At 40.4% G+C, this 26,730-nt stretch carries 26 protein-coding genes and 1 pseudogene; 16 read left to right on the forward strand and 11 right to left on the reverse strand.

The genetic code is table 11. The features are described 5' to 3' along the window. Window positions 1–153 precede the first annotated feature (153 nt). Window positions 154–1,455, reverse strand: a complete 1,302-nt coding sequence (locus M3205_RS10925) for an NCS2 family permease (protein ID WP_251169938.1) — start codon at window positions 1,453–1,455, stop codon at window positions 154–156. A 268-nt stretch (window positions 1,456–1,723) separates the two neighbouring features. On the opposite strand from M3205_RS10925, the gene M3205_RS10930 reads away from it, so the two are divergent. Continuing rightward, window positions 1,724–3,394: a M20/M25/M40 family metallo-hydrolase gene (locus M3205_RS10930; RefSeq protein WP_251169939.1), complete on the forward strand. Its 1,671-nt coding sequence runs from the start codon at window positions 1,724–1,726 to the stop codon at window positions 3,392–3,394. Window positions 3,395–3,476: 82 nt separating this feature from the next. Beyond that, complete coding sequence (locus M3205_RS10935) at window positions 3,477–4,136, forward strand: HAD family hydrolase (RefSeq protein WP_251169940.1); 660 nt, start codon at window positions 3,477–3,479, stop codon at window positions 4,134–4,136. Window positions 4,137–4,169: 33 nt separating this feature from the next. On the opposite strand, the gene M3205_RS10940 is transcribed toward M3205_RS10935, so the two are convergent. From M3205_RS10940 to M3205_RS10955, 4 genes are all read right to left on the reverse strand, one after another. Continuing rightward, window positions 4,170–5,168, reverse strand: a complete 999-nt coding sequence (locus M3205_RS10940; protein ID WP_251169941.1) for an inorganic phosphate transporter — start codon at window positions 5,166–5,168, stop codon at window positions 4,170–4,172. Window positions 5,169–5,180: 12 nt separating this feature from the next. Continuing rightward, on the reverse strand, window positions 5,181–5,798 hold the full coding sequence (locus M3205_RS10945; RefSeq protein WP_048011739.1) for a DUF47 domain-containing protein: 618 nt from the start codon (window positions 5,796–5,798) through the stop codon (window positions 5,181–5,183). A gap of 194 nt (window positions 5,799–5,992) precedes the next feature. Beyond that, window positions 5,993–6,631 (reverse strand): FusB/FusC family EF-G-binding protein, encoded by a 639-nt coding sequence (locus M3205_RS10950; protein WP_251169942.1) that lies wholly within the window; start codon window positions 6,629–6,631, stop codon window positions 5,993–5,995. A gap of 140 nt (window positions 6,632–6,771) precedes the next feature. Further along, window positions 6,772–7,035, reverse strand: coding sequence for a CD3324 family protein (locus M3205_RS10955; protein ID WP_251169943.1), 264 nt, complete (start codon window positions 7,033–7,035; stop codon window positions 6,772–6,774). A gap of 389 nt (window positions 7,036–7,424) precedes the next feature. Between M3205_RS10955 and helD the strand changes: the two genes are divergently transcribed. Both helD and M3205_RS10965 read left to right on the forward strand, forming a co-directional pair. Continuing rightward, a complete protein-coding gene (gene helD / locus M3205_RS10960; RefSeq protein ID WP_251169944.1) occupies window positions 7,425–9,692 on the forward strand; it encodes an RNA polymerase recycling motor HelD in 2,268 nt (755 codons plus the stop codon). Window positions 9,693–10,269: 577 nt separating this feature from the next. Further along, window positions 10,270–10,530, forward strand: a complete 261-nt coding sequence (locus M3205_RS10965; RefSeq protein ID WP_251169945.1) for a GlsB/YeaQ/YmgE family stress response membrane protein — start codon at window positions 10,270–10,272, stop codon at window positions 10,528–10,530. 96 nt (window positions 10,531–10,626) lie between these two features. Here M3205_RS10965 and M3205_RS10970 read toward each other — a convergent pair whose 3' ends face one another. Beyond that, window positions 10,627–11,547, reverse strand: coding sequence for an RluA family pseudouridine synthase (locus tag M3205_RS10970; protein ID WP_251169946.1), 921 nt, complete (start codon window positions 11,545–11,547; stop codon window positions 10,627–10,629). A gap of 342 nt (window positions 11,548–11,889) precedes the next feature. Here M3205_RS10970 and M3205_RS10975 point away from each other — a divergent pair, with 342 nt between their 5' ends. Continuing rightward, window positions 11,890–12,288 carry a YhcU family protein gene (locus tag M3205_RS10975; RefSeq protein WP_251169947.1) on the forward strand — a complete coding sequence of 133 codons (399 nt, stop codon included), beginning with the start codon at window positions 11,890–11,892 and terminating at the stop codon, window positions 12,286–12,288. A gap of 32 nt (window positions 12,289–12,320) precedes the next feature. Here M3205_RS10975 and M3205_RS10980 read toward each other — a convergent pair whose 3' ends face one another. Together M3205_RS10980 and M3205_RS10985 are read right to left on the reverse strand one after the other, a co-directional pair. Then, on the reverse strand, window positions 12,321–12,791 hold the full coding sequence (locus M3205_RS10980) for a thioredoxin family protein (protein WP_251169948.1): 471 nt from the start codon (window positions 12,789–12,791) through the stop codon (window positions 12,321–12,323). Continuing rightward, window positions 12,791–13,231, reverse strand: coding sequence for a disulfide oxidoreductase (locus M3205_RS10985; protein WP_251169949.1), 441 nt, complete (start codon window positions 13,229–13,231; stop codon window positions 12,791–12,793). The genes M3205_RS10980 and M3205_RS10985 overlap by 1 nt, the downstream gene beginning before the upstream one ends. A 347-nt stretch (window positions 13,232–13,578) precedes the next feature. Here M3205_RS10985 and M3205_RS10990 point away from each other — a divergent pair, with 347 nt between their 5' ends. From M3205_RS10990 to M3205_RS11015, 6 genes are all read left to right on the forward strand, one after another. Further along, window positions 13,579–15,081 (forward strand): bifunctional GNAT family N-acetyltransferase/carbon-nitrogen hydrolase family protein, encoded by a 1,503-nt coding sequence (locus M3205_RS10990; RefSeq protein ID WP_251170000.1) that lies wholly within the window; start codon window positions 13,579–13,581, stop codon window positions 15,079–15,081. A 169-nt stretch (window positions 15,082–15,250) separates the two neighbouring features. Continuing rightward, window positions 15,251–16,996, forward strand: a complete 1,746-nt coding sequence (locus M3205_RS10995; RefSeq protein ID WP_251169950.1) for a phospho-sugar mutase — start codon at window positions 15,251–15,253, stop codon at window positions 16,994–16,996. A gap of 39 nt (window positions 16,997–17,035) precedes the next feature. After that, a complete protein-coding gene (locus tag M3205_RS11000; RefSeq protein WP_251169951.1) occupies window positions 17,036–17,758 on the forward strand; it encodes an SDR family oxidoreductase in 723 nt (240 codons plus the stop codon). A gap of 498 nt (window positions 17,759–18,256) precedes the next feature. Next, window positions 18,257–19,387 (forward strand): GAF domain-containing sensor histidine kinase, encoded by a 1,131-nt coding sequence (locus M3205_RS11005; protein ID WP_251169952.1) that lies wholly within the window; start codon window positions 18,257–18,259, stop codon window positions 19,385–19,387. Further along, a complete protein-coding gene (locus M3205_RS11010) occupies window positions 19,388–20,035 on the forward strand; it encodes a response regulator (RefSeq protein ID WP_251169953.1) in 648 nt (215 codons plus the stop codon). 141 nt (window positions 20,036–20,176) lie between these two features. Continuing rightward, a complete protein-coding gene (locus M3205_RS11015) occupies window positions 20,177–20,716 on the forward strand; it encodes an NADPH-dependent FMN reductase (RefSeq protein ID WP_251169954.1) in 540 nt (179 codons plus the stop codon). A 60-nt stretch (window positions 20,717–20,776) separates the two neighbouring features. Here M3205_RS11015 and M3205_RS11020 read toward each other — a convergent pair whose 3' ends face one another. Further along, a complete protein-coding gene (locus M3205_RS11020) occupies window positions 20,777–21,031 on the reverse strand; it encodes a YhdB family protein (RefSeq protein WP_251169955.1) in 255 nt (84 codons plus the stop codon). A gap of 207 nt (window positions 21,032–21,238) precedes the next feature. Between M3205_RS11020 and M3205_RS11025 the strand changes: the two genes are divergently transcribed. From M3205_RS11025 to M3205_RS11045, 5 genes and pseudogenes are all read left to right on the forward strand, one after another. Further along, window positions 21,239–21,556 carry a DUF3889 domain-containing protein gene (locus M3205_RS11025; protein ID WP_251169956.1) on the forward strand — a complete coding sequence of 106 codons (318 nt, stop codon included), beginning with the start codon at window positions 21,239–21,241 and terminating at the stop codon, window positions 21,554–21,556. Between the two features lie 76 nt (window positions 21,557–21,632). Beyond that, window positions 21,633–21,797: pseudogene (locus M3205_RS26025) on the forward strand (response regulator); the annotation flags it as partial. Between the two features lie 149 nt (window positions 21,798–21,946). Beyond that, entirely contained in the window at window positions 21,947–22,027 is an 81-nt protein-coding gene (locus M3205_RS11035; protein ID WP_251170001.1) for a hypothetical protein, read from the forward strand. Window positions 22,028–22,155: 128 nt separating this feature from the next. Then, window positions 22,156–23,568, forward strand: a complete 1,413-nt coding sequence (locus tag M3205_RS11040; RefSeq protein WP_251169958.1) for a SpoVR family protein — start codon at window positions 22,156–22,158, stop codon at window positions 23,566–23,568. 125 nt (window positions 23,569–23,693) lie between these two features. Beyond that, complete coding sequence (locus M3205_RS11045) at window positions 23,694–23,900, forward strand: hypothetical protein (RefSeq protein ID WP_251169959.1); 207 nt, start codon at window positions 23,694–23,696, stop codon at window positions 23,898–23,900. Window positions 23,901–24,235: 335 nt separating this feature from the next. Here the strand turns inward: M3205_RS11045 and M3205_RS11050 are convergent, their stop codons facing one another. Together M3205_RS11050 and M3205_RS11055 are read right to left on the reverse strand one after the other, a co-directional pair. Then, window positions 24,236–25,000 (reverse strand): response regulator transcription factor, encoded by a 765-nt coding sequence (locus tag M3205_RS11050; RefSeq protein WP_251169960.1) that lies wholly within the window; start codon window positions 24,998–25,000, stop codon window positions 24,236–24,238. Then, entirely contained in the window at window positions 24,997–26,682 is a 1,686-nt protein-coding gene (locus tag M3205_RS11055) for a sensor histidine kinase (protein WP_251169961.1), read from the reverse strand. The genes M3205_RS11050 and M3205_RS11055 overlap by 4 nt, the downstream gene beginning before the upstream one ends. Between the last annotated feature and the right edge of the window lie 48 nt (window positions 26,683–26,730).

Here is a 26,730-nt window from a genome sequence, read left to right on the forward strand (position 1 = left end):
GGTAACTTAATTGTATCAGAAGTGGTCCTTATTTTTCTCAAAAACAATCAAAGCCGGTGACATTTTACTCGTCGTAAAATGTCACCGGCTTTTTCATTTCAGAGGTGGGTTTTGTCCCAGCCTCTTTGATCTGGTTCAATTGGGTGCTTCCGGTTAGTGAGGCAGGAACGCAAGCTGGTAAAAGAATAATACTGCAAATAAATATACAAGGGGATGAACGTCTCTCCATTTCCCTTTAACCACTTTCATGAGTGGATAAGCGATAAATCCAAGTGCAATACCTGTAGCAATACTGGATGTCAACGGCATGCTTAGGATAATCAGGAATGCAGGGAATGCTTCATCTAGCTCATTCCATTTAATATGAGAAATGCTGCCCATCATCAGGCTTCCAACGATAATCAGGGCAGGTGCAGTAATGGCCGCTAGACCTGATACCGCACTGACAAGAGGTCCGAAGAAAGCTGCAAGCAGGAACAAACCTGCAACAGTCAAGGTTGTTAATCCTGTTCTTCCGCCGGCTGACACACCTGTTGAAGATTCAATATAGGCCGAAGTCGGACTTGTACCAAACATGGCACCAATAGAAGTAGCGATGGAATCCGATAAAAGAGCCTCACGTGCTCTTGGCATCGTTTTGCCTTTCATTAATCCGGCCTGCTGGGCAACGCCGATCATCGTTCCAGTTGTATCAAAAATCGTTACAAGCAGGAAGGAGAAAACAACCGCGTATAAACTGTGCTGGATAACGTCTCCAATTGCTTCAAATGGATTTAAAATGATGATTCCATCCGGAAGAGAAGGCAGGGATACAAATCCCTGGTCAAAAGAAAGCTGTCCTGTAAAGAAGGCTATCAGGGCAGTGATAATCATGCCGAAAAATAATGCCCCGTTAATCCCGAGTGTCATAAGAATCAATGTTACGGCAAGTCCGACAAGCGCAAGAATGGATTGAGGAGAATGCAAGTCTCCAAGCGCTACAAGATTTGTTGGGTGGCTTGTAATCAGTCCGGTTAAGCGCAAGCCGATAAAGGCGATAAACAACCCGATTCCCGCAGTAATACCGTGCTTTAAATTATCCGGTATTGCAATGATCAGCTTTTCCCGGAAAGGGGTAAGCGACAATATAATGAAGATAATACCAGCAATAAATACTGCTGAAAATGCAGTCATATAATCAATATTACCGTGGGTGCCGACAACAGAGTAAGCAAAATAGGCGTTCAGGCCCATTCCAGGTGCGATGGCAATTGGATAATTGGCGAATAGTGCCATCCAAAGAGTACCTGCGACAGTTGCAATAATGGTTGCAGAAAAGACTTGATCAAAAGGCACACCAGCATCAGATAAGATGACAGGGTTTACGACCACAATATAAACCATTGTTAAGAAAGTTGTGATGCCTGCCAATACCTCAGTCTTTACGTTTGTTTGATTTTCTTTTAATTTGAACATAAAAAGTCCCCCATAAACTATAACTTCTTTCAGGTAATATGCGTTATTGATTAAATACGAACGTTTAGAAAGCACAAATAATATAATATTCGTTTTTGGTGAAAATTTCAAGACCTTAATGTTATTATTCTATATATTGGCTGTTTCATCCTAATTTATATGAAAAGCATCTCAATTGCTATTAGCTTCCCCGATATAAAAAAGTGTTGATTCACAATAGAGGATGCTTATACACTAAGGTCAAAAGACAACGAAATGGGGTTGGCCAATGTTTGCAAATCTTAAAACCATGAATCTTAGTCAGCAGGCCGAATATTTAACAAAGGCCCTGGTGCAGGTAGAGAGCTATAACCATTCAGATGGAGAAGGGCATAAAGCTGACTTCTTAAAGAAAGTAATCTGTTCGTATCCATCTTTTAAGGATAATGATCATTTAGTGTGGACCCAGGAAATCCCCGGAGATGAACTGGGCCGAAAGAATGTGTTTGCCTTCCTCAAAGGGAGGGAGATGAGCAAAAAGACCATTATATACCTGGCCCATTTGGACACAGTCGGCACAGAGGATTTTGGTCCCATTCAGAACCTGGCCCATAATCCAGACAAACTTCAGGAGTTTTTTGGACAATACGACTCTGATCTGGAATTGCAGGAAGATGCCCTGTCCAACGAGTGGCTTTTTGGAAGAGGGGCATTGGATATGCAGAGCGGAATCGCTGTCCATCTGGCCAATCTCCTGTATTTCTCGGAAAATCCCGGTGAGCTGGAAGGCAATTTGCTGGTTATGTTCAATGCTGATGAAGAGGGTGAGCATAAAGGAAGCAGAGCAGCGCTTTCCGAACTGCTGAGACTGAAAGAAAAGATGGGTCTGGAATATATGGCTGCTATAAATAATGATTTTATCTCGCCATTGTATGACGGAGATGCCACTAAGTATATCTATACGGGGACAGTAGGCAAGATTTTGCCGTGTTTCTCCATTTTCGGAAGGGAGACTCACGCCGGTGAAAGTCTTGCAGGTATTGATCCTACATTAATTGCTGCAGAGCTGACTGCCCGCATCAGCCAGAATTTCCAGCTGACTGAAAAGCTGGAAGGAGAACTGGTGCTTCCGCCAAGCTGTTTATACATGAGAGATGATAAAAAAAGATATGATGTTCAGACTGCAGTTGGCTGCAGGGTTTACTTCAATTATTTTTTCTATGAGAAACCTCTGAAGCAACTTTCAAAAGAATTGAAAATGATTGCAGAAGATGCGGCTATTGCTATCGAGAACCGCCTGGAAGGTGCCTATAAGGATTTTCGGACCGTCAATAAACTGCCGGAAAGACAGCTGGATTGGGGAACAGAAGTGACGGCTTTAGAGGAATTCCTTGTCTATCTTGAAGAAAAGGGCATTGATACGGTAAGTGTTATGGAAGAAACAAGGAAAAAGAGCTCGCTTCATGAAACTGATGCCAGAATGATTGCTTTTGATATTGTAGAAGCTCTCCACCAATCAGACCCTGAGAAGAAACCCAGAGTGATTCTTTTCTATGGAACACCCTTTCTTCCTGCCAACACGATTGATGTGACTGCAGAAAGAGGCATCTTTTTAAAAAGCTGTCTGGAGGAAGTGCTTGCTGAAGAGGCTGAGAAAACAGGCGAAACATTCAAAATTCGTAAATATTTTCCTTATTTATCGGATGGAAGTTTTTTATCTTTTGACGGCTCGGATGAGGACATTCAATCTCTTAAAAAGAATTTTCCTGCTTTAGAAAGCCTTTTTCCGATCCCATTAAAGGCGATGAGAGATTTAAGTTTACCCGTGATTAATCTTGGAGTCTATGGCAAAGCTGGACACAAATGGACTGAGCGGGTCTATAAACCGTATACTTTTGAAATATTGCCTGAGGTTATCCGGAAGCTTACAAAAAGAATCCTTGAAAAGCCGGAAGATTAAGTTTCTCGCCTTTGGAGGCAGAAGTAACTTTAACTGGAAAATAGCGTCTGATACAGGAAGAAAATTCGGGGGCGGTGACAGAATGATAAAGGCTGTTATTTTTGATTTTGATGGAACAATTGTAGATACAGAATCTTTATGGTATGAGGTCTTTAAACAAATTCTGTTTGAAGATTATGGATTTGATCTTGGACTGGAGGATTTTGCAAAGGGCATAGGCACCACCGATGATATTCTATTTAATTATATTGATGATAAATTAGGTGTTAAAGTTAATCGTAAATCTATACAGGAAAAAACAGAAAGAGCATTCCGGAACAAAAGGGATATTTTAATTCTGAGAGAAGGAATTCAGGAACTGATAGACAAATGCATTGAAAAAGGCCTTAAGCTTGGAGTCTCATCCAGCTCAGGAAGAGAGTGGGTTAAGCACTATTTAAAACATTTTGGAATCGAGGATTTCTTTCAAACGGTCAAAACAAAAGAGGATGTTGAAAAGGTAAAGCCTGATCCTGCTCTTTACAAAAAGGCACTTGAAGAAATGGGTGTTGAGCCGGAAGAAAGTCTGGCCATCGAAGATTCCGTAAATGGGTCAATTGCGGCTGTTCAGGCAGGAATGCACTGTGTGGCTGTTCCTAATGATGTGACACATTTTCTTTCCTTTCATGAGAAGGTTATGCGGTACAAGGCATTTTCTGAAATACCCATAGATGAACTGATAATGGGGCAAAGCAGCAAATAAAAAAGGAGCAGGCTAAGCCCGCTCCTTTTAAAATTAAAAAAATGCATTCAGGATTAAGTATATAATACCCGCTAATGTTGCTGAAATTGGCAATGTGATTACCCATGTAATAAGCATTCTCTGCGCAGTTCCCCATTTAACACCTTTAAGTCTGTGGGAAGATCCTACACCCAGGATAGAAGAAGAGATAACATGAGTAGTACTGACAGGCAAATGAATAAAGGTTGCACCAAAGATGATCATGGCCCCAGTTAAGTCTGCTGCCACTCCATTTATTGGACGGATTTTCATGATCTTCCCACCGACTGTTTTAATAATTTTCCAGCCGCCGATGGATGTCCCGAGTCCCATTGCTAATGCACAGGAAAACTGTACCCAAAACGGAATATCAGTTGAAGTGACATAATTGTTTGCAATAAGCGCCATTGTAATAATACCCATGGCTTTCTGCGCATCATTTGTTCCATGTGTATATGATTGCAGTGCTGCTGTGAAAATCTGGAACAGTCTGAAGTTCCGATTTGTCTTTGTAAGGTTATTATGTTTAAAGACGATCTTGAAAATACTGTATACGATATAACCGATTGCAAAAGCAATTAATGGCGAAAAGATAAGTGCTTGGAGAATTTTTAAAAACCCCTGATAATTTATCGCTGTAAATCCTGCTGCCGCAATCGCAGCACCGGCAATCGAACCAATGATTGCATGGGAAGAGCTGCTTGGGATGCCATAATACCAAGTCAGCAGATTCCAGAAAATCGCAGCAACTAATGCTGCCAGAATGACAAGGGAACCATTCTGCAAAGTGAAGGGGTCCACTATATCTTTTGTTATGGTTTTGGCCACCCCAGTAAAGGTCATGGCACCAACAAAGTTCATGACTGCCGCCATAATGATGGCATGTCTTGGTTTAAGCGCCTTAGTGGAGACAGCGGTAGCTATCGCGTTTGCCGTATCATGAAATCCATTGATGAAATCAAATGCCAGAGCGCCAATGACAATCAGGATTGTTATAATTAAAACTGCATCCATTGTTATCGCTCCTTATGCATTTTTCATGATAATGGTTTCAAGCGTATTGGCGACATTCTGGCAGCTGTCCGCAATATCTTCAAGTGTTTCATAAATTTCTTTATACTGGATGATGCGAATAGGGTCTTTTTCCGTGGCAAACAGATGCTTGATTGACTGGCGGCGGACTCCATCACATTTGGATTCGTAATCTTTGATTTTGATTGCATGATCTCTTATTTGCAGTAATTTCTTAGTTGAAAGAAGTTCAACGGATTTTTCAATTTCAATTGCACAGTTCTTAATCGCATCCACAAACTTCAGCATGAATTCATCAGCCTGTGTCATTGAATACATTTCAAATAAATCAGCACATTCTTCAAATCCATCCAGCACATCATCCATGCTCATGGCGAGGTGAAGAATATCTTCTCTTTCGATCGGCGTAATAAAGGCATTATTTAATTCCTTAATCACTTCATGAACATAGGAATCGCCTTTTGTTTCATAATCCTTCATAGTTTTGGAAAAGGTTTTTAAATCACTGACATTGTTGATCTTATAGTCGGCAAAATATATTGCACTATCCTTTAAATTCATGGAAATATTGCTTAACAGAGTGTTAAACTTGTCCTTTTTCTTGAAAACCATTTTTTTACCCCCAATATTTTAGGAAAACTTCAATCAAACGTAATTATTTTATACGAAATCGACAAAATATGATAGTTTTTTTTATTCCTGTAATATTCCCTAGTCTAATAAGAATAAACGAAGTGAATATTTCAGCTTAAAAAAAGACACCGCCAAATTCGGCGGTGCCTTAATTATTATGAGGAAATGACAATTTACCCTCTCAGCCTTCCAATGAAATCATTCAGGTTTTCAAGTGAAATCAAATTTTCATTGCACTTCCGGCTGTCCTGGCAAATGTAATTCCCTCTTTTGGTATAGGTTCCTAACTGAGAACCCTTAATCTCAGTTAAGAACATGCCTGTTTCTTCGAGTTTGTTGCAGATGGCACAGATTCCTTTTTTGCCGAGCGGTCTAAATGTTCCGAATATGCCAGTCAACTTGCCATCCAGCAGGCTAATCATGTATTTCCTGTTTGTACCTTTATCGTCCCATCCCAAGTAACTTATTTCCTTGAAATCGATATTTTCAGGTGCCGGCATTTTTAGTTTTTTGGCCTTGGGAAACAGTTTTTTGATCGATTGTTCAGTTACAGATGGAAAGGGTATTACATATTTCATAATATCCGCTAAGAAGGTATCTGCCTGATCTCTTTCTTTAATATCACTGATTGGGGAAAGAAGCCGGTTTTGTTCCTCACTCAGCTCTGCAAAAAGGCCCAATACCTTTTCAGCAGAAAGGGACTTTAGGGCATTCAGTACTCCTGTATCATTGACTGATGCATGGCCATTTATTAGCACTTGAGTCTGGTATTTTATAAAATTATATTGATCATTCCTGATAAAAGGTTCCATTTTACACTCTCCTATACCTTCAGCACCTCTGTATATCAACATCACTTTAAAAGAATGGCGTAAAAATGTAAATGTATAAAATGATTAGGAAACGAACTTGGCATATGAAAAAGCACTGAACAAAGTCCAGTGCGAAAAAATCATTTTTTATAAACTATTTTTTTGATTGTTTCAGCGGAAAGATAATATTCCTCCGCCAACTGGGTGATGGTCTTGCCGTTCTGAAAGGCGCCTTTTATAGAATGGTTTCTTTCATCCAGAGCTTTTCTTGCTCCAGAGCGGGAACCCCATTCTCGGTAGTCCTTTTCCGGTTTTGGGATATAAATCGCCTCACCCTGAACGTATTTTTGGATTTCAGCGATCAGATTTTCCGGTAAAACGGCATTAGCTTTTACATAACTCATTTCTGCCAGCTCCTTATTTATTTTGATAATAAAAAATGAATAAGGTGCAAAGCCGATATCAGAAATGGTTTTAGCTGAATGGGCGATAATAGTTTAGTCCACTACCGCCTCATGCAAAGTATCGCCACTAATATCAGGCTTTGCATGAGACGCTGCATTATCAGGCATTGCAACTGCAAGGGCCATTCCGATCACCTCCTAAAGTGTATTTTTTCATATTATAAATTAAAATGATTGCTGATGTATATATCTGTTCGATTCGACAAATTTCGGGCGGTGCCTGTCACCGCTTGATTATTCCAGACTTTTCTGATAATATGTTTTTCTGCCCACGCGTTCGCTCATATGTATTTCTCCATTGCGGCTGAAAAAATTGAAAGGAGATACATATGTCATCTCAATTTGAACACCCCGATTTTCAAATGGAAGTTCAGCGGCTTGAATTTACGAAACGTTATATTGATGTTGTGATTAAAACGTCAGAATCCAGTAAAGACAAGTTTCAGGAAAATATGAAAGAAGCTTTTGAAGATGTTGACTGGCTTGAATCCAGCTTAAGTTACTCTTCGCTCCTGACAAATGCCCGTTTTTTTGAAATGTCTAAAGATGAATTAATGCAGCTGAAAAATGCCCGGAAAAAGCCTTACTTTGCCAGAATTGATTTCTTAAGGCAGGATTTAAACGAGGAAGAGATCTTATACATAGGCAAAACCTCATTATATTCAAGGGAAAATCAGGAGCAGATTATTGTTGACTGGCGTTCTCCAATAGCCAATTTATACTATGAAGGCAGGCTGGGAGAGGTTCAATACGATTCCTATGAAGAAACCTTTACTGGACACTTGTCATTGAAAAGGCAATTTATGATAGAAGACGGGATTCTGGATGAAATTCGGGACATTGACCTCACAACTACAGATGAATTGCTTCAGGAATCACTTTCCAAAAGCTCAAGCAACCGCCTCACTGAAATTATTTCAACCATACAGGAAGAGCAGAACAAAATAATACGTGCTGATCTGAATAAGCCCATCATTGTGCAGGGGGCGGCGGGCAGCGGCAAGACAACCATTGCACTGCATAGGATTAGTTATTTCATATATCAATACAAAGAAAACTTTGCCCCGGAACAGCTGATGATATTGGCGCCGAGCAGGCTTTTCATTGATTATATTTCAGAGGCGCTCCCAGAACTTGGGGTGGAAAGAGTCCGTCAGACAACCTACCAGGAATATGTCCTTGAGTGTCTTGACGAGGACCTAAAAATGGCTGCTGACAGCAAACTCGTGAACCTGCTTGAAGACCAGGGAGGTGAAGAGGTAAACCTTGCAGCCTGGGCATCATCTATTAAGGGTTCGCCTGTACTTCAAACCATTCTTACTAATTACCTCAGAGAAATATATAATAGCTTCCGTCCCAATGATGATTTTATGGTAGATAAGTTCAGGCTTTTCAACAAAAAAAAATTCTATCAGCTTTTTTTGGAGGATTACAATTACCTTCCTCTATACCGAAGACTGGAAAAGTTAAAGGCTGTGCTTCAAAACGATCTTTCTAAGAAAAAGCAAAATATCATTAAGAAAATCGAAACGTATTATGACGAGAGAATCGAAAGAGCCCTCTATAGAGGAAGGGATCCTGAGAAAAGAAGACAATATGTTTCAGAAGCTCTTGATAAAAAGGCATCCAGACTTGAAGAACTTAAGAGAAGCTTCAGGACAGCTGTGCCAAAATACATGAAGCAATTCCCGAAAAAAAGCCTAATCAGGTATTACAAAGACCTATTTGAAGACCCTGTACGTCTTTCAAGGTTATCAAGCGGAAAATTGCCTGTTGATGATGCACACAAACTTTGTGAATATTGCCGGAAGTTGTTTAGAAAAAAAATGTATGAGAGGGAAGACTTAGCTTTGATGCTTTACCTGCAGGAAAGCCTTTTTGGCATTCCAAAAGAGTTGAAGGCGAAAAATATCGTCATTGATGAAGCGCAGGACTACAGCTTTATGGAGCTTCTCTCATTAAAAAAGTCACTTGATACAGATATGTTCACACTAGTGGGGGACCTTGCCCAGGGAATTCATTCCTACAGGGGGCTTACAAGCTGGCAGGAGATCCTGGATTATATTTTTCCCCGTGCAACATATACAGAGCTTCAGAAAAGCTATCGCACTACAGTGGAAATTATGGAAAAAGCAAATGAATTACTTAAGCTTTTACCTTATTCATTCCCTGAAGTGGAGCCGGTCGTCCGCCATGGCAGAAATCCTGAGTTTATCAGGAGGAAGGATGGGGGCGAGCTGGTAAAACAGCTTGAAGAACAGGTCATTTCCTTGAAAGAAGAAGAGTATAAAACATTTGCGGTGATCGGGAAAACGATGAAAGACTGTCAGCTCATTCACAGCCTTTTTGAAAAGCATGCGAGGCTTCCTTTTAAACTGCTGCAGGAACAGGAAAGCATACCGAAGGATGAAATTGTTATCGTGCCATCTTACTTGTCCAAGGGACTTGAATTTGATGCAGTTATGATACTCTCCATGGAAGAGGAGTTTTCAAGAGATTCTGAACTGGACATTAAATTGCTTTATGTCGCCATGACACGGCCACTTCACCGATTATATTTTTATGCATCGGAACAAGGCAATTTCATAGTAGATTAAAATCTTAAGCAGCTGATTTGTCAGCTGCTTATTTTTTTCTATGGCTGTTTTCGCAAAGTTTGTTGCTATTTATATTATATTTACTGAGTTGTGGAGCGGTAGGTGAGAGATCCTCGAAAATGCATTCGCATTCTCTTCGTGCGGTGTTTACTCAAGGTAGCTCATTCAACGTCCTACGGGAGTAGCGGGACAGGTGAGACCCACAGACGCGCAGCGTCGAGGAGGCTCACCGCCCGCCCCGTGGTTCGCTGAGCATCCTCTTGCTTCAATCAACGGACAACATTAATAAGCGAAAAACAACAATTTATACGAAAAGAGCCTTTTCTATAAATGATCTTGTACCTTGTTTAGGACATTTTTTTACCGTAAAAATCTCTATGAAATAACATTCTGACGGGTGTCTTTCTGTTTTATAAAATCTTTCCAGAAGAATAGTTTTTAAATTTATGGTTTTAGATAATGAATACTGGGTAATTTAATTATACAAGCAGATAAGATCACCAAAAGCTGCGCAGCTGAATGAAATTCTTTATCTGAACAAAAGCTATAATCAAATTATAACGAGGAGTGATTTTCAATGTTGAGCTTTTTATGGGCATTAATTATAGGTGGTATCATTGGTTGGGTAGCAAGTATGATTGTTGGAAGAGATGTTCCAGGCGGAATTATTGGTAACATCATCGCTGGTTTCATTGGTGCATGGTTAGGTTCATTAATTCTTGGTGATTGGGGTCCAGTCGTAGCTGACTTTGCTATTATTCCTGCTTTAATTGGTGCTATCTTGCTTGTATTCATCGTAAGCTTGATCATGAAGTCTATGCGTAAATCACATGACTAATTGAATTAATCCAAAGAAGTCCCGTTCGGGGCTTCTTTTTTGCTTTTATCCTGCTTTTTAGAAAACTAAAGCTGCCTTAAGATAAGACAGCTCAACTTAAAAACGGTATGGGTCAATACCTTTGAAAATCCCTGGATCATCGAGGAAAGGCGCATGACAGACAATAGCCTCTTCTAAGAATGGGTGCGGAATCTCAAGTTTTACTGCGTGCAGTGCCTGTCGTACAAAAATAGGTTTCCCGCCATATAAGGTATCCCCGGCAAGAGGATGTCCAATATGACTAAGATGAACACGGATCTGATGTGTTCTGCCTGTATCCAAACGGCACTTAATAAGTGAAAGATTTTGTTTAGGATCGTACTCAATTAATTCATAGTTCGTTGAAGCAGGCTGACCGCCGGGGGATACCCTTCTCCTGGTTGGATGATGCCTGTCCCGCCCGATTGGTTCTCTGATGGTTCCTTTGTTTCTTGAAATTTTGCCATGGACTAAAGCCAAATATGTGCGCTTAATTCTTCTTTCTTCCAGCTCTCTATCCAGAATAGCCCCAGCTAATGCATGCTTCGCAAATAATATGGCACCGGTTGTATCACGATCAAGGCGATGTATATGTTTTATGACTCTATACTCCCCCTGCATTTGCATATGAAAAGCTGCAGCGTTTGCAAGGGTATTCGCTTGATCCGGTGAGTTAGGATGCGTGTCCATGCCGGCAGGTTTATTCAAAACAATCATATGGTCATCTTCGAAAAGAACATCAGTCTCATAATAAGATGGAATAACGCCTGGATCTTCATCCCCGAAAAAGTGAAACTTTAATTTATCTCCTGCATGCACAGGTTTTTTCCAATTGGCAGGTTCATCATTGGATAATACCTGTTTTTTCATTCTCATATTGTGTGTATGCTTCTTTGGTGCTCCCCATAATGACCGCACAATATATTCGATTGAATATCCTTCCCAGTGAGCAGGTACTTCTATTTCACACCATTCACCAAACCTTTGCAGTTTTACCATAAATTACTCCTTATCCTAATTGAATAATCTTACCTTTATTACATATAAATTAATGACAATAATATTTTAGCCTTTAAAGACAGCAGATAAAAGGAATAGTGGTTGTTAAAAATTATTGTAATATTGGAAATTCACTCCTGTTTTGCTGAAAATGATGTTAGTATAGGTAATTAGGATTATTTATTTTGCATTATTCCTGTTCCATCTATTTCCGGAGAAGGAATAAATTCCAGCAAATCCCTATCCTATGGGTATAATTACCACCCTGAAGAGCTTTTAGAATATGATATTCTTATGTATATATTACGAACTGATTACAAGGATTACAAAGGTGGGTTATCAGTGAAGGTTGTATTTGCATCAACTCCTGATCAGGAACAAAAAATTCAAGAATTAATACAAAAATTCTATTCAAATGTGTTTCCTCTTTATTTCACTGACAATGATATAAGAGAATTTGAACAGCAGAGGGTTTTACATACTTCTACCAGACACTTTGAATACTTTGGAACATTAAAGGAGGCATATCAGGTTATAGCAGGGCTTCAGACGCTCATGGCTATTCTTGAATCCCGCCCAATGAGCGGCAAATATGAAGCGATATTCTTCAAAAATGTTCAAATACTTCAAGAATTCGGCTTATCATTTCCGTTTGATTACAGTCATTTTTGCGGAGAAAGATTGCCCCGGAATGATTTATTCAGTGTTTATGCAAAAGCCGCAAATGAAATGCTTGTATGAGAAAACGCCTGCTGCCTGCAGGCGTTTTTTGGTTATTTGGAATTCTCATTAAACCACTGTTCAAAAACTTCCTTTTCCTGAGAACCGGTAATCCTGTTAACCTCTTTGCCGTCTTTATATTGAACGATTGTTGGAGTTTCCTTAATTCCGTAATTGTCCCAGCCGTCTTCGAATTCAAGCAGGTTGAATTGCACCAGATCAATACCCATATCTTCTGTAAGCGGAGCCACCACAGGGGTAGTCTTTTGGCAATGAGGGCATGTCGGGCTATAAAAATAAACCGTTACATCTTCTTTTTCATCTAACTTTTTCTCCAATTCCTCGGGAAGGATCAGGTTTTGATAATTCGGGTCTTCAAGCTGTTTGACTGTTTCAGGATGAAGTGATTCTTTTCCATATGGATTTTTCTCTGACACTTTTTCCTCGTTTTGCATTTTAGTTAACATTCCAACTGCTGCAAATAATGCAACGATAATGGCAAGAAATATAATGACCTTTTTCATTATTCTGCTGCCTCCTTCGTTTTCTTCCAGATAAGGTAACTGCAAATAAAAATAATAATAAAAGCTGTTAATGCTAAAAATGGAATTGTAACAAATCCCAGCCAATTAATATACTGCCCCGTACAGGGAACTCTCCCGCATGATGCTGCACGATCAGCCATAAATGAAATCTTCTGGATGGAGTAGTGGTAGATGGAAATGCCGGCTCCAACAGCAGATAACACCATTGTATATAAGCTGATGCGATAATCCTTCTTAACCACAGCCAAGCCTAGTATGACAGCAAAGGGATACATGACAATTCTCTGATACCAGCAAAGCTCGCAAGGTTCATATTGCCTGATTTCTGAAAAATAAAGGCTGCCGAACATAGCAAGAATTGAAGCTGCCCAGGCAATAAACAGCAAATTCTCCCGCCGGTCTTTTTGTGTTTTCTCCATAATAATCTCCTTATTCATATGTACTCTAAAATTATAAAGCTATTGGACATCCCTTGTAAATCAACATGTGCAGACAATCAGCAGAAATGAGGCTTTTGTGGCAAAGATATTAACGGGTTACAAATAAAAAGAAGACATTTAACACCTTTGTAGAAATATATACAAAGGAAAAGAAGCAAGATAATTAAGAGGGAATTTACTTAAGAAGTTACGAATGGAGCAAAAAAGGGAAAAGATTTCTATATCACTGGAGAGGCTAAGGTCCTTTTAGCTCCCATGATAATTATTATTTCCGAAGGAGTGCACCACCATTGACAAAGCTTGATTTAACGAAATTTGAGAAGAAAATGATTATCAGAAATACCCGGCATTCAGATATAGATCATATCATTGCCCTTCAGGAGTTATGTTTTCCCGGCATGGTTCCCTGGAAGAAGGATCAGCTTGAAAGTCATCTGGATATTTTCCCGGAAGGCCAGTTTGTTGCAGAATATGATGGGGAAATCATCGGATCCTGTTCAAGCCTTATAATAAACTTTGATGAGTATGATGACCGTCATTCATGGGATGATGTGACAGACAAAGGATACATAACGAACCATAATCCTGAAGGCTATAACCTTTATGGAATAGAAGTAATGGTTCATCCTGAATACCGCAGAATGAAAATCGGCCATCGCCTGTATGAAGAAAGGAAGGAGCTTGTCAGGTCATTAAATTTAAAAAGCATCATCATAGGCGGACGAATTCCAAACTATCATAAATACTCAAATGACATGAACCCGCGGGAGTATGTTAACGAAGTATCGCTTCATAAAATCTATGACCCGGTTTTATCCTTTCAGCTCCTGAATGGATTTACCCTTATGAGAATTAATCCTAACTATTTGCCTGACGATGTACAGTCAAATAAATATGCAACCCTGATGGAATGGAATAATGTCGACTACAGACCAATGAGCAAACGCTTTTATAAAACGAGCTACCCGGTACGCATATGTGTGGTTCAATATTTAATGCGGCAGATACAATCCTTTGATGAATTTGCCCATCAGGTGGAATATTTTACAGATGTAGCTTCAGACTCAGGGTCCGATTTTGCCGTTTTTCCCGAGTTGTTTACTACCCAGCTGATGTCCTTTTTGGAAGAACGTTCACCAAGCCTTGCGGTAAGAAAGCTGACAGAATACACTGAGCAATACATCGAGTTATTTACGGATTTGGCTGTCAGATATAATATCAATATTATTGGCGGCTCTCACTTTGTTAAAGAAGAGGATGATGAGATTTATAATATTGCATACCTTTTCCGCAGGGATGGAACAATTGAAAAGCAGTATAAGCTCCATATCACGCCAAATGAGCGGAAATGGTGGGGAATCAGCCGCGGAGATGAAGTAAAGGTATTTGATACGGACTGCGGAAAAATTGCCATTCAAATCTGCTATGACATCGAATTCCCTGAGCTTGCGAGAATTGCAACAGATAAAGGTGCCAAAATTATATTTACCCCTTTCTGTACCGAAGATCGCCAGGGGTATTTAAGGGTTCGCTATTGTGCTCAGGCTCGCGCTGTTGAAAATCAAATATACACGGTTATTTCAGGTACGGTCGGCAATCTACCGCAAACAGAGAATATGGATATTCAGTATGCACAATCTGCCATTTTTGCCCCCTCCGATTTTGAGTTTGCAAGGGATGGGATTGTGGGGGAAACAAATCCAAATATCGAAATGGTCCTCATAGGTGATGTTGATCTGGAAATCCTCCGCCGCCAGAGGCAGGATGGAACAGTGCGCCAGCTGAAAGACCGCCGGCATGATATTTACAGCATAAAATATAAGAAGTAATATAGAGTTGCAGCTTGAGCGCCTTTAACCTGGCGCTCAAATGCTTTTATCGGACATACATACATAATCTCAGGGTGGAATTTGTCAAAATAACTCGGATATTATTAAAAGGAATATCTGCCTTGAACTCGAAAAGGATATGCAGAAGCTTTTTTTAGGAGGTCATAAAATGGAATGGAAAACAGCAGCAGAACGATGGATAAACCATCAGGATCTGGACAATGAATTATTAGAACAGCTAAAAGGTCTGCAGGGAAATGAAAAGCTCCTTGAAGAAGCATTTTATAAGGGTCTGGAATTCGGAACAGGCGGTATGCGCGGGGAAATTGGCCCGGGAACAAACCGCATGAATATCTATACTGTCCGGAAGGCATCTGCCGGATTAGCGGCATACATAGAGGAAAAAGGATTGGAAGCAAAGAATAGAGGAGTGGCTATTGCATATGATTCACGCCGCATGTCTCCGGAGTTTGCAATGGAAGCGGCTAAAACACTTGCCAGCAGAGGCATACAGACATATGTTTTTGACGAACTTCGTCCAACTCCCGAACTTTCATACGCAGTCAGGTACCTGCATGCGTATGCAGGCATAGTCATTACAGCCAGCCATAATCCGCCGGAATACAATGGTTATAAGGTCTATGGATCTGACGGGGCTCAGCTGGTTCCCGCGGAAGCTGATATTGTTATAAGCAAGGTAAATGAATTGGAAAACGAATTGCTGATAGAAGTAATGGATGAAGATGTGTTAAAGGAAAAAGGGCTTATTACAATGATCGGCAAAACAGTTGATCAAGCCTATCAAAAACAGCTCCTTACCATCTCAGAAAATCCTGGAGCAGCAAATGAAGCAGATGTGAGTGTTGTATTTACGCCTCTTCACGGTACGGCCAATAAGCCTGTCAGAGAGGCTTTGGCTGCACTGGGCTATGTAAATGTGCATGTGGTAAAGGAACAGGAGCTCCCGGATCCTGAGTTCTCAACAGTAAAGAGCCCTAATCCAGAGGAAAAAGATGCATTTGAGCTGGCAATGAGAGATGGAAGAGAAGTCATTGCAGATTTATTAATTGCTACAGACCCTGACGCCGATCGGCTTGGAATCGCTGCGAAGAACCAAGAAGGTGAGTATGTTCTTTTGACAGGAAATCAAACAGGGGCACTGCTGCTTCACTACATACTTTCTCAGAAGAAAGAAAAGAATAAACTGCCTGACAATGGCATCATGCTAAAAACGATCGTTACGTCTGAATTTGGCCGCAGGGTTGCCTCCTCATTTGGAGTAGAAACACTTGATGTTTTAACCGGCTTCAAATTCATTGCAGAAAAAATCAACGAATATGAAGAGTCGGGTGAATTCAGTTTCCTGTTTGGCTATGAGGAAAGCTATGGATATCTTATCGGCGACTTTGCAAGGGACAAGGATGCTATTCAGGCAGCCCTGCTTGCGACAGAAATGGCAGCTTTTTATAAAAAGAAAGGCATGTCCCTTTATGAGGCGTTGCTCAGCTTATTTGAAGAGTTTGGCTATTTCATTGAAGGATTAAATTCAATGACTCTCAAAGGAATTGAAGGAGCTGAAAAAATCCAGCAGACACTGGCATCTTTCCGTGCTAATCCGATAACGGAACTTGAAGGCATGAAAGTTCAGGCTGTTGAAGATTACTTAACAGGAATCAGAACGGAAGCAGATGGAACAGAGGAAAATATCGGCCTGCCTAAGTCCAATGTTATTAAGTATTTCTTCGAGGAAGGGAACTGGATCTGCTTAAGGCCGTCAGGTACAGAACCGAAAATTAAATTTTACTTTGGAATCAATGACTCATCATTAGCCGGCAGCAAGGAAAAACTGGAATCCGTACAAAAAGCATTTATGAGCATCGTCGAAGAAAGAATGGGTATTTCAGTAGCAAAATAAATTCTCACACCCCGTAGTTTCAACAGAAAGGAAGATTCAATGTTAAAGGGACAAACGGCCATAGTAACAGGTGCATCCAGAGGGATCGGCAAGGAAATCGCTGTTAAGCTCGCTCAGCAGGGTATGAAGCTGACTCTGGTTGGCAGCTCAGAGGAAATACACCAATCTGCAGAAGACCTCAATAAAATGGGATTTTCAGATGTAGTGCCCATTCAGGCAGATATTTCAAATGAAGTACAAGTAAAGGCAGCGGTTGAAAAAACTCTTCAGACATACGGGCAGCTTGACCTTCTTGTGAACAATGCAGGTATGGGCTTTTTTAAACAGGTTGATGAAACGACACTGGATGAGTGGAAAAAGGTCTTTGAAGTCAATGTGCAGGGAGTTTTTCTTGGAAGCAGGGCAGTACTGCCGCATATGAAAGAGCGGAAATCAGGCACAATCATTACCATATCTTCAGATGTAGCCAGGTATACGATCCCAAATGGATCAGCCTATACGGCAACAAAATACGCAGTTCAAGGCTTCTCGGGATCTTTAGCTCAGGAAGTCAGAGAATACGGTATCCGTGTCGGAACCATAAATCCTGGAATGGTTGATACTTTTTTTGCCGAATCCAAGCAGGGACTCGAAGAGAAAAAAGATTGGCTGAAGGTCGAAGATATCGCAAACGCTGTTGTTTACATGGCATCAGCACCGAAACACATGATGATAGACGAAATCGTTCTTCATCCATTTGTTCAAAATTATCCAATAGCATAAAGTGAACTTCAATCAGCGGGGGTTTTCCTTATCCCCCACTGATTGTTAGTTGAGGCCCACAGGAAGTGGGGCACAAAGACGTTGCCACAGTACGTGGTGTTCTAGTCTTTGTTCTTCTTTTCGGGCCTTTACATATAAAGCGAGGCGACTTGCCCTAGGGTGACAAGCATTAGACGAGCAGGTAGCGAGGAGTGCTTTTCTTGCCATCATCTGCTTGGCTTATGACATCATGCCCCTAGGAGTCGCAGCTAGATTGTGCAGTTTGACCCCCGCTTACCCTCCTTTGATTCCTCTAAGTCTTGAAGTGGGGGCTTAACTGCCCGTTAGACTACTATAGAAATTCTGCACCGAAGAGAATGGCTCTTCGGTGTTTTTTATGATGGCTTCTTCCTTCTACATCTTTAGTCGCAGGCTGCTTCCTCCGAAATGCCAAGGAAGTAATGGAAGATAAGTTATATAATATAAGTACATATTTGACAAGGACCAAGGGGGATACGGGTGTTGGGGAAAAAAAGACAATCAGAAATCGGAATATTAAAAGAAATAGCAGAGCTACTGAATGAAGGAACAGAAATAGATTCACTTCTTAAAGAGGTGCTGCAAAAACTGCTTCACATCACGGGTCTGGAAACGGGATGGGTATTTTTGATTGACAGCCATGGGGAGTTCCGCCTGGCAGCAGAAGAGAAACTGCCCCCTGCCCTTTCCGCGGATAACTGCAGGCCGATGTGCAAGGGAAATTGCTGGTGTATTGACCGCTATAATGACGGCAGATTAAACAAAGCTTCAAATATAATTGAATGCAAAAGAATAGAAGATGCAATTGCCGAGCAAAGAAAAGATACCAATGGGCTAACCCATCATGCCTCCGTACCGCTGAGAGCAGGAGAGGAAAAGTTTGGTGTACTTAATATTGGCTCACCTGCTAAAACCCATTTTTCACAGGAAGAATTGGCTTTGCTGGAATCGGTTGCTTTCCAAATCGGTACGGCTATAAAACGGATCAAGCTCACACAGCTCGAACAAGAGACGGCACTTGCTGCGGAAAGAAACCGGCTGGCAAGGGACCTGCATGATTCAGTCAACCAGCTTTTATTCTCTCTAAGCCTGACGGCGAGAGGAGGAGCGGAAATGGCGGATAACCCGGAAATGAAAGAAACCTTTTCCTACATGCAGGATCTCGCACAGGAAGCCTTAAGCGAGATGAGAGCGCTTATCTGGCAGCTCAAACCGCGCGGACTGGAAAATGGAATTATATGTGCAATGCAGACTTACAGTCAAATGCTTGGCCTGAAACTAAACTCAAAAGTTAAGGGTGTAATTTGTCTTCCGGGTAAAGTTGAAGAAGCACTTTGGAGAATTGGCCAGGAAGCTCTGGCAAACTGCAAGAAACATTCCGGTGAGTCAACAGCTGATGTAGTACTGACTGTGGATGAAAGAACAGTTACCATGATGATTTCCGATTGCGGCAGAGGGTTTCACTACCGTGAAAAAGATATCCCTTCTCTCGGCCTCAAAAGTATCAAGAAAAGGACAGAAGCACTGAATGGTTTATTCAAGTTAATAACAGGACCGAATAAAGGAACAACTATTGAAATTGTTATTCCTTTGGAAAAGGGAGGGAAATAAATGACCATCAAAGTTTTAATTGCGGATGACCATCATGTTGTAAGAAGAGGACTCGTATTTTTTCTCAAAACCCAGCAGGAAATCGAAATTATCGGGGAGGCAAAAAACGGCCTTGAAGCTATTGAGATGATGCACACAAATCAGCCTGATGTTATATTAATGGACCTGGATATGCCTGTAATGAATGGGATTGAAGCGACACGGCAAATTAAACTGAAATATCCTGATGTGAAAATCATGATACTCACAAGCTTTTCTGACCAGGATCATGTAATACCTGCGATTGAGGCTGGCGCATCTGGATATCAGCTGAAGGATATTGAACCGGACATCCTTGTTCGGGCAATCGTTCAGCTGATGAAAGGGGAAAATCAGCTTCATCCAAAAGCCACTTCACACCTGCTCACACATTTAACAAATAAGAACAGTACAGAAAGACAGCCGATTGAAGAGCTGACAAAGAGAGAGCTCGAAGTTCTAAGGGAGATTGCAAAAGGGAAAAGCAATAAAGAAATTGCTTCATCCTTGTTTATCACTGAAAAAACAGTCAAAACCCATGTTTCCAACCTGCTGTCAAAATTAGAGCTAGCCGACAGGACACAGGCAGCACTTTATGCAGTCCGTCATGGCATTGCGGAATCAGATTAAAAAGTTCATCCTAAAGTCTGAGGAAATAATTAATAAAATAGTACCAAATCCAGCTTTAAAAAAATTCAGCCATCCTGACGATGTGCAAAAGTGATTGTTTCTATATACTAAAGAATATAGGAACTTAAAGGAGAGTTTAAAATGAAACTTACAATTATTAATGGAAGTCCGCGAGCGAAGGGACGTACGGGTATAGCCTCCCGTTACATTGCAAGAAAATACAATGCTGAACTGATCGACTTAAGTCTTAGTGAAATTCCTTTATATAATGGAACTGAAGATCAATATGGACTGCCAGCTGTAAAGAAGCTGCGTCAGCAGATTGCAGATTCTGATGGAGTCATTCTTGCTTCCCCTGAGTACCACAGTGCTATGAGCGGAGCATTAAAGAATGCGCTGGATTTTCTGGGAAGTGAGCAATTTGCCCATAAGCCAGTCGGCCTGCTGGTAGTGGCAGGGGGAGGTAAAGGCGGCATTAATGCACTGAACAATTTAAGAATTGCCGGCAGAGGCGTATATGCCAATGTTATCCCTAAGCAGCTTGTCCTTGACCCGCATTGTTTTGATTATGAAAATGATGGCCTTTTTGAGGAACCAGCCAAACTGGTAGAGGACTTAATAAATGAACTTCAAATATATATGAGGGCATATGGTCAAATTAAACAGGAATTAAAACAATAAAAAAACAAAAACACGGACTAAAAAATCCGTGTTTTTTTTATTATTGGTGGAATTCTTTTGTCAGGTTAGTTCATGAAATACAGTGTTTGGCAGCTGTTTTTCCGATAATTCGTTGGCATGGTCAATATATCTTAGCAGTGAGTATAAATGTTTTTCAATTACTGAATAATCTTTTTCAAAGTTGTAGGCATGAAGAAAATGTTCAATTTTCTTCGAAAGAAACTGATCTTCTGTTCTGACCATCAGGATCAGCAGGTTATCCCATTCAGACCGGTGTGTATAATATAACGCACGGTCATAATCCACTTTATTCATTTGTCCTCTCCTCCTCTTCCAGGAGTTGATTATAGTTTATGATGATGCGGCATTTTATTTCACAGTAAATCTTGGACTTGTTGATTTATAAAGGTTTTCATCATTTTCCTGTATATATTGGCAGCATTCATTTATAAAGCAATTCCATACATAAAATTCTAGCCTGTGTCAAAAATATCATTAACGACATATGATTTGGAGGTAAAAATGAAAAAGTTTTTATCGATTTTAATGCTGATTTGCTTATTAGCTGGAGGAAGTTCATTGGCAGGAGCCGTCCAGCAGCCAGATTATGAAAAGTATGGGAGAATCGCAGTTGCAGTAGTAAAAGAAGACTATCCTGGAGAAGAAGTAGTGGATTATCAGTATGGAGGAAGAAAGAAAATTTCTGAAACAGATGTAACTGACACCTTTACTTTCACCGTAAAAGAGAATGGGAAGCCTGTGACCGTGCTGGTTAATGTCACACATAACCTTAAGGATAACAAAGCGGTTAGTCTTTCAGTAGAGAGAAAAGAACAGTAAGCTCCTTCGGGGGCTTTTTTCAATCTTCAAAAAACTTGAATAAAGAATCAAACTGACAAGTAGGGGAGTGGGTCTTTTGAGGGAATCAATTCTTGTTGCAGAGGACGAAGCTAAAATCGCAAGGCTTCTGGAAATTGAACTTGAATTCGAGGGCTATCGTGTAACTAAGGCAATGGATGGTATACAGGCAATGGAGTTATATCGGACTGGTAGCTGGGACTTGATTATACTGGATATCATGGCTTCCAGGATTTAGCGGCGAATGACTACATTACAAAACCGTTTCAGGTTGAGGAACTGCTTGCACGGATCGGTGGCCCTAAGGCTTAAATCAGCGGCAGAAGAAACTAAAGCGATGAAGACGAAGGACAAATCCTTTATGAAATTGAACTGAAAACAAATAAAGGCGAAGCAGATGTTGATATCGATGCGGAATCAGGAAAAGTATTAAAAGTCGAATTGGATGATTAATGCCAAATAGAAAGCGGGGTGAAATGCTCCGCTTTTTGATGTAATTCGTTACAAGCTTATGAAGAGACTACTCATCAATCCTCTTGTTGGTTCATAGATTATGGTAAGGACTAAAAGGGGGAGTGGCAATGCGAGAGGAAGATAATAAATCATTGGAATATGCCATTCAGGAAATTACTGAAATTGCAAATGGGTTTGGTTTAGACTATTACCCTATGAGGTATGAAATTTGCCCAGCTGAAATCATTTATACATTTGGCGCTTATGGCATGCCGACCAGGTTTTCACATTGGAGCTTTGGAAAACAGTTTCATAAAATGAAGCTGCATTATGATTTAGGATTATCAAAAATTTATGAGCTCGTAATTAATTCGGATCCTTGTTATGCGTTTCTGCTGGATTCAAATACCCTTATTCAAAACAAATTAATTGTGGCTCATGTTTTAGCACATTGTGATTTCTTTAAAAATAATGTGCGTTTTCAAAACACAAAGAGAGACATGGTAGAGAGTATGGCTGCCACCGCTGAAAGAATAAGGCATTATGAAATTGAGTTTGGGAAGAAGGAAGTGGAAACCTTCCTTGATGCTGTGCTGGCCATTGAGGAGCATATTGATCCGTCTCTTATGAGGCCAAAGCTAGCCTGGAGTTCGGATGATGAGTATGAAAGCAGCGGTGATACGGCAGCACCCAGCCCTTATGATGATTTATGGGATTTGGATGAAAGAAATAAGAAGCGTGAACCAAAGAAGAAAAATAAGAAATTCCCTCCGAAGCCGGAAAAAGATTTATTGCTGTTTATAGAGAGCTACAGCAGGGAGCTAACCGACTGGCAGCGGGATATATTAACGATGATGCGGGAAGAAATGCTTTATTTTTGGCCACAGCTGGAAACTAAAATTATGAATGAAGGCTGGGCATCGTATTGGCATCAGCGCATCTTAAGAGAAATGGACTTAACATCTGCTGAAGCGCTGGAATTTGCAAAGTTAAATGCAGGGGTTGTGCAGCCGTCCAAGACTGGAATCAATCCATATTATCTGGGTCTGAAGATTTTTGAAGATATTGAAGAACGATATAATAATCCGACTGAGGAAATGAAAAGGCGCGGGGCGGTGCCAAATTCTGGCCGGGAAAAAATGTTTGAGGTTCGTGAAATCGAGTCAGATATATCATTTTTAAGAAATTATTTAACAAAAGACCTTGTCATGAGAGAAGATATGTATCTGTTCCAAAAACAGGGTAAGGATTATAAAGTAGTGGATAAACAGTGGGAGCATGTGCGAGATCAGCTTGTCAGCATGCGTGTAAATGGAGGATTCCCATATTTGACGGTTAATGATGGCGATTATATGAAGAATGGTGAACTATACTTAAAGCACTGGTTTGAAGGTGTGGAGCTTGATCTTAAATATCTTGAAAAAGTACTCCCATATGTACATCAGCTTTGGGGCAGAGGTGTCCATATGGAAACCATCGTTGAAGGCAAGAACATGCTTTTCACTTACGATGGGAAGAGCATTCACAGAAAATATTTATAAAAATGACGGACGGACCAAAGTATGTTGTGGTTCGTCTTTTTTCAGGTTTTTTAAAAATGGGCAGAATAAAACTAAATACTTCTGTTGTTTCTTTGTGAAAGAAATATAACAGGAAGACTATAGGGGTGAACCATACGTGGTATATGTGGAGTGAACCTGGCAAAAAAGAAGAGCTGATTGGAAAACAGGTAGCGATAAAAGGGATTAACGAGAAAGCTAAAGGGGAGGAAAGACTTCTTGGCGGTAGTGAGCTAACCGAATTGTCCAGTGAAGAAAGTGGTTTTATACCAGATTCACAAAACGTGGTAAAGTTTGAAAAAAACATAACCTAATCGAACTGGGAAATGGAAATTAAATACCTATGCAAATGATTCATTACTAGGAACAACCGTTGTGACCGTTCTTGACAAATAAAGGCGTTAAAGACGCGATTCCTTCTAAAGACTACTCGTCAGTTTCTTTAATTGCTGATTGTAAATCTTCTCTTTCCAATTTACGTTAGTGTTCTCTCTGTACAGGTTCTTTCTAATAGAAACGGTACGTGAACGGTCGAAATATAACTAAATAAATATTGTGAAATAAGGAAAACTATGGGACTGGTCGACTGTCCTGCTACTATCATGGCTCTATTTCCAACTCGTAGGACGAGGGACCTGTCCCCCTTGGTTCACATGGTCTTAATAAAATCACCCGGGGAGATGGAGAAGTATTTTTTGAATACTGTGCTGAAGTGTTTGTAGTCTGTGAATCCCACATCATTTGCAATTTCGTACAGGCGGTAATTGTCTGTCTGTAGTAGGGAGATGGCCTTGACGATCCGGTAGCGATTGAGAAAGTTCATGATTGTCAGGTTTGTTTCTTTCTTAAACACCCGGCTAAGATAACTGGCACTGACATTTAAGTGTTCTGCGATATCTTCATTACTCAGTTTTTCACGGTAATGATCCTGAATGAACTCAATGCATTGTGTTACGTAATGATTTTTGGAGTCATTCATATTGTTCTCAATTAATTCCTGATAATAGGAAATGGTTTGGTTCTTTTTTTGCAGCTTCCTTTTGTCCTTGATCTTTTTGGTTACGTTTCTTAACGTTTCGTATAAAACGTTGTCATCCACAGGCTTCAGAATATAGTCATGAACCCCCAGCCTGATCCCTTTCTGAGCGTAAGAGAAATCACTATAGCTCGTTAGAATCAATTTTTCAAATTCATGGACGCCGGCAGCTTCTTCAAGCATTTGAATACCGTCCATTACCGGCATTTTGATATCTGTTAACACGATGTCCGGCTTTACTTCAATTATCTTCTTCAGCCCTTCTGCACCATTACTTGCTTCCCCGGCGATGGAGATTCCAATGCTTGTCCAGTCGATTGTATAGATAAGACCTTGGCGGATGATACGTTCATCTTCAACAATGACTACATTTATCATTTACCATCTTCCTCTCTGAAAGGGAGTTTGATCAATAAGAGACTTCCCCTGTTTTCTTCACTAAACACTCTTACGCCAAATGCATGCCCGTATTTCAGTTGAATTCTTCTATGGACATTGTAGATGCCTATATGATTTGAAGTATTTCTGGGGCTTCGCAGCAATCTTCTTATTTCCCGGAGCCTCTCCCGAGGGAAACCTATCCCTGTATCTGCGATAATGATGATCACATTTCCCCCTATTTGAGAGACCTTGATTTTGATAGATAGTTGTTCAACATGATCTATACCGTATTTCACGGCATTCTCGACTAAAGGCTGCATGATCAATTTGGGAATGGGGCAGCTTCCTAACTCTTCGGGAATATCAACTGAATAATTGAGACGGTCATCGAATCTGGCTTTCTGAATTTCTAGATAATCATAAATATATTTAATATCGTGCTTAAGTGGACTGTCCTGTTCTGTGTTCGAAATGGAGTATCGAAGGATCGACGATAGCTTTAATAAGAGATTCTCGGCCGAAACAGGATTCATTCGAATCATGAATTTGACATTTTCGAGGGTGTTGAATAGAAAATGTGGGTTGAATTGCATTTGCAGCTGCTTGATCTCTGCATCGGTTTTACGAATCTGAATTTCTTTATTCTTTGATATAAGATGATTCTTTGAGAGGATCATCTCATGCAGATAATAATTGATATACTCAAACTCATCCTCTTCTGCAAGTTTGTTGTATCCTTTATACCTTCCTTCTTTCACATCCTGGATGGTAGAAAGAATGGAATCGATGGATTTCGTTTTCTTTTTAGCAGTATGTATAGCAAACAGCCTCGTGATGATGACCATCAGCGCACAGATGACGAACAATCCGATGAACCCGAACAGGAAGACCTTTTGTAACATCCCTTCGTAGCGGATCGAGTGGACGATGAATTCACCATCGACTATGGCAGAAGATACAACATGATACCCCTCATCGGTGAGCGCACCCATCTTTCCATTATCAAGTATCAGCGATCGTTTTGACGAAAATAGTTGGTTGCCAAACGGATCGGTAATCACGATATCCGTGTAATTCGTATTTTCATAGAATCTTCTCAGATGATTCGCCTGCAGATCAAAGATGATGAATCCGCTCACTTCACTCTCTTTCCTGTCGTAAATCGGTGCGGTCATTTTCAAGAAAGTAAAGTCAGACGCATGGTTTTCTTTCTCATTGTAAAACGTAATATCCTTGTTCCGGGTCTTACTCACCTTTGTAAGGTATTTGTCATGATAAATTTGAACGGCATTATTTTTATAGGCATTCGTTAAGAGGATGTCCCCATCCACGTTGGCAATATAGAAGTTACTCTTCAGCTGGTGATTTGTCACGATTTGGTACAGTTCTTTATACATTTGCGTATGAAATTTGTCGTTGGTAAATACCCGTGAAATCAGAGCATGATTCTGTAATGCGTGAATCTCATCTTTATAGGAGGTGATCTCCCTGGATAAAAAGGAGGACAACTCCTCGTTCCGCCTCGTTAATTCACGATCACTGATTTCATGGATGATGATAAAGAATAATTGAAAAAAGATACCCGTTACCAAGATGGCAGGGATGATGGCGAATAGAAGAAGGGATCTGCTCAGTTTTTCCCGATACATTTTATTTAACGATGTGTTTCTTATCATCATCTTCCCACCACTTCGTCATAACATGATTTTCTTTTTATTATAAATTCA

This window comes from Cytobacillus firmus, from assembly GCF_023715565.1.
GTDB lineage: Bacteria > Bacillota > Bacilli > Bacillales > Cytobacillaceae > Cytobacillus > Cytobacillus firmus_C.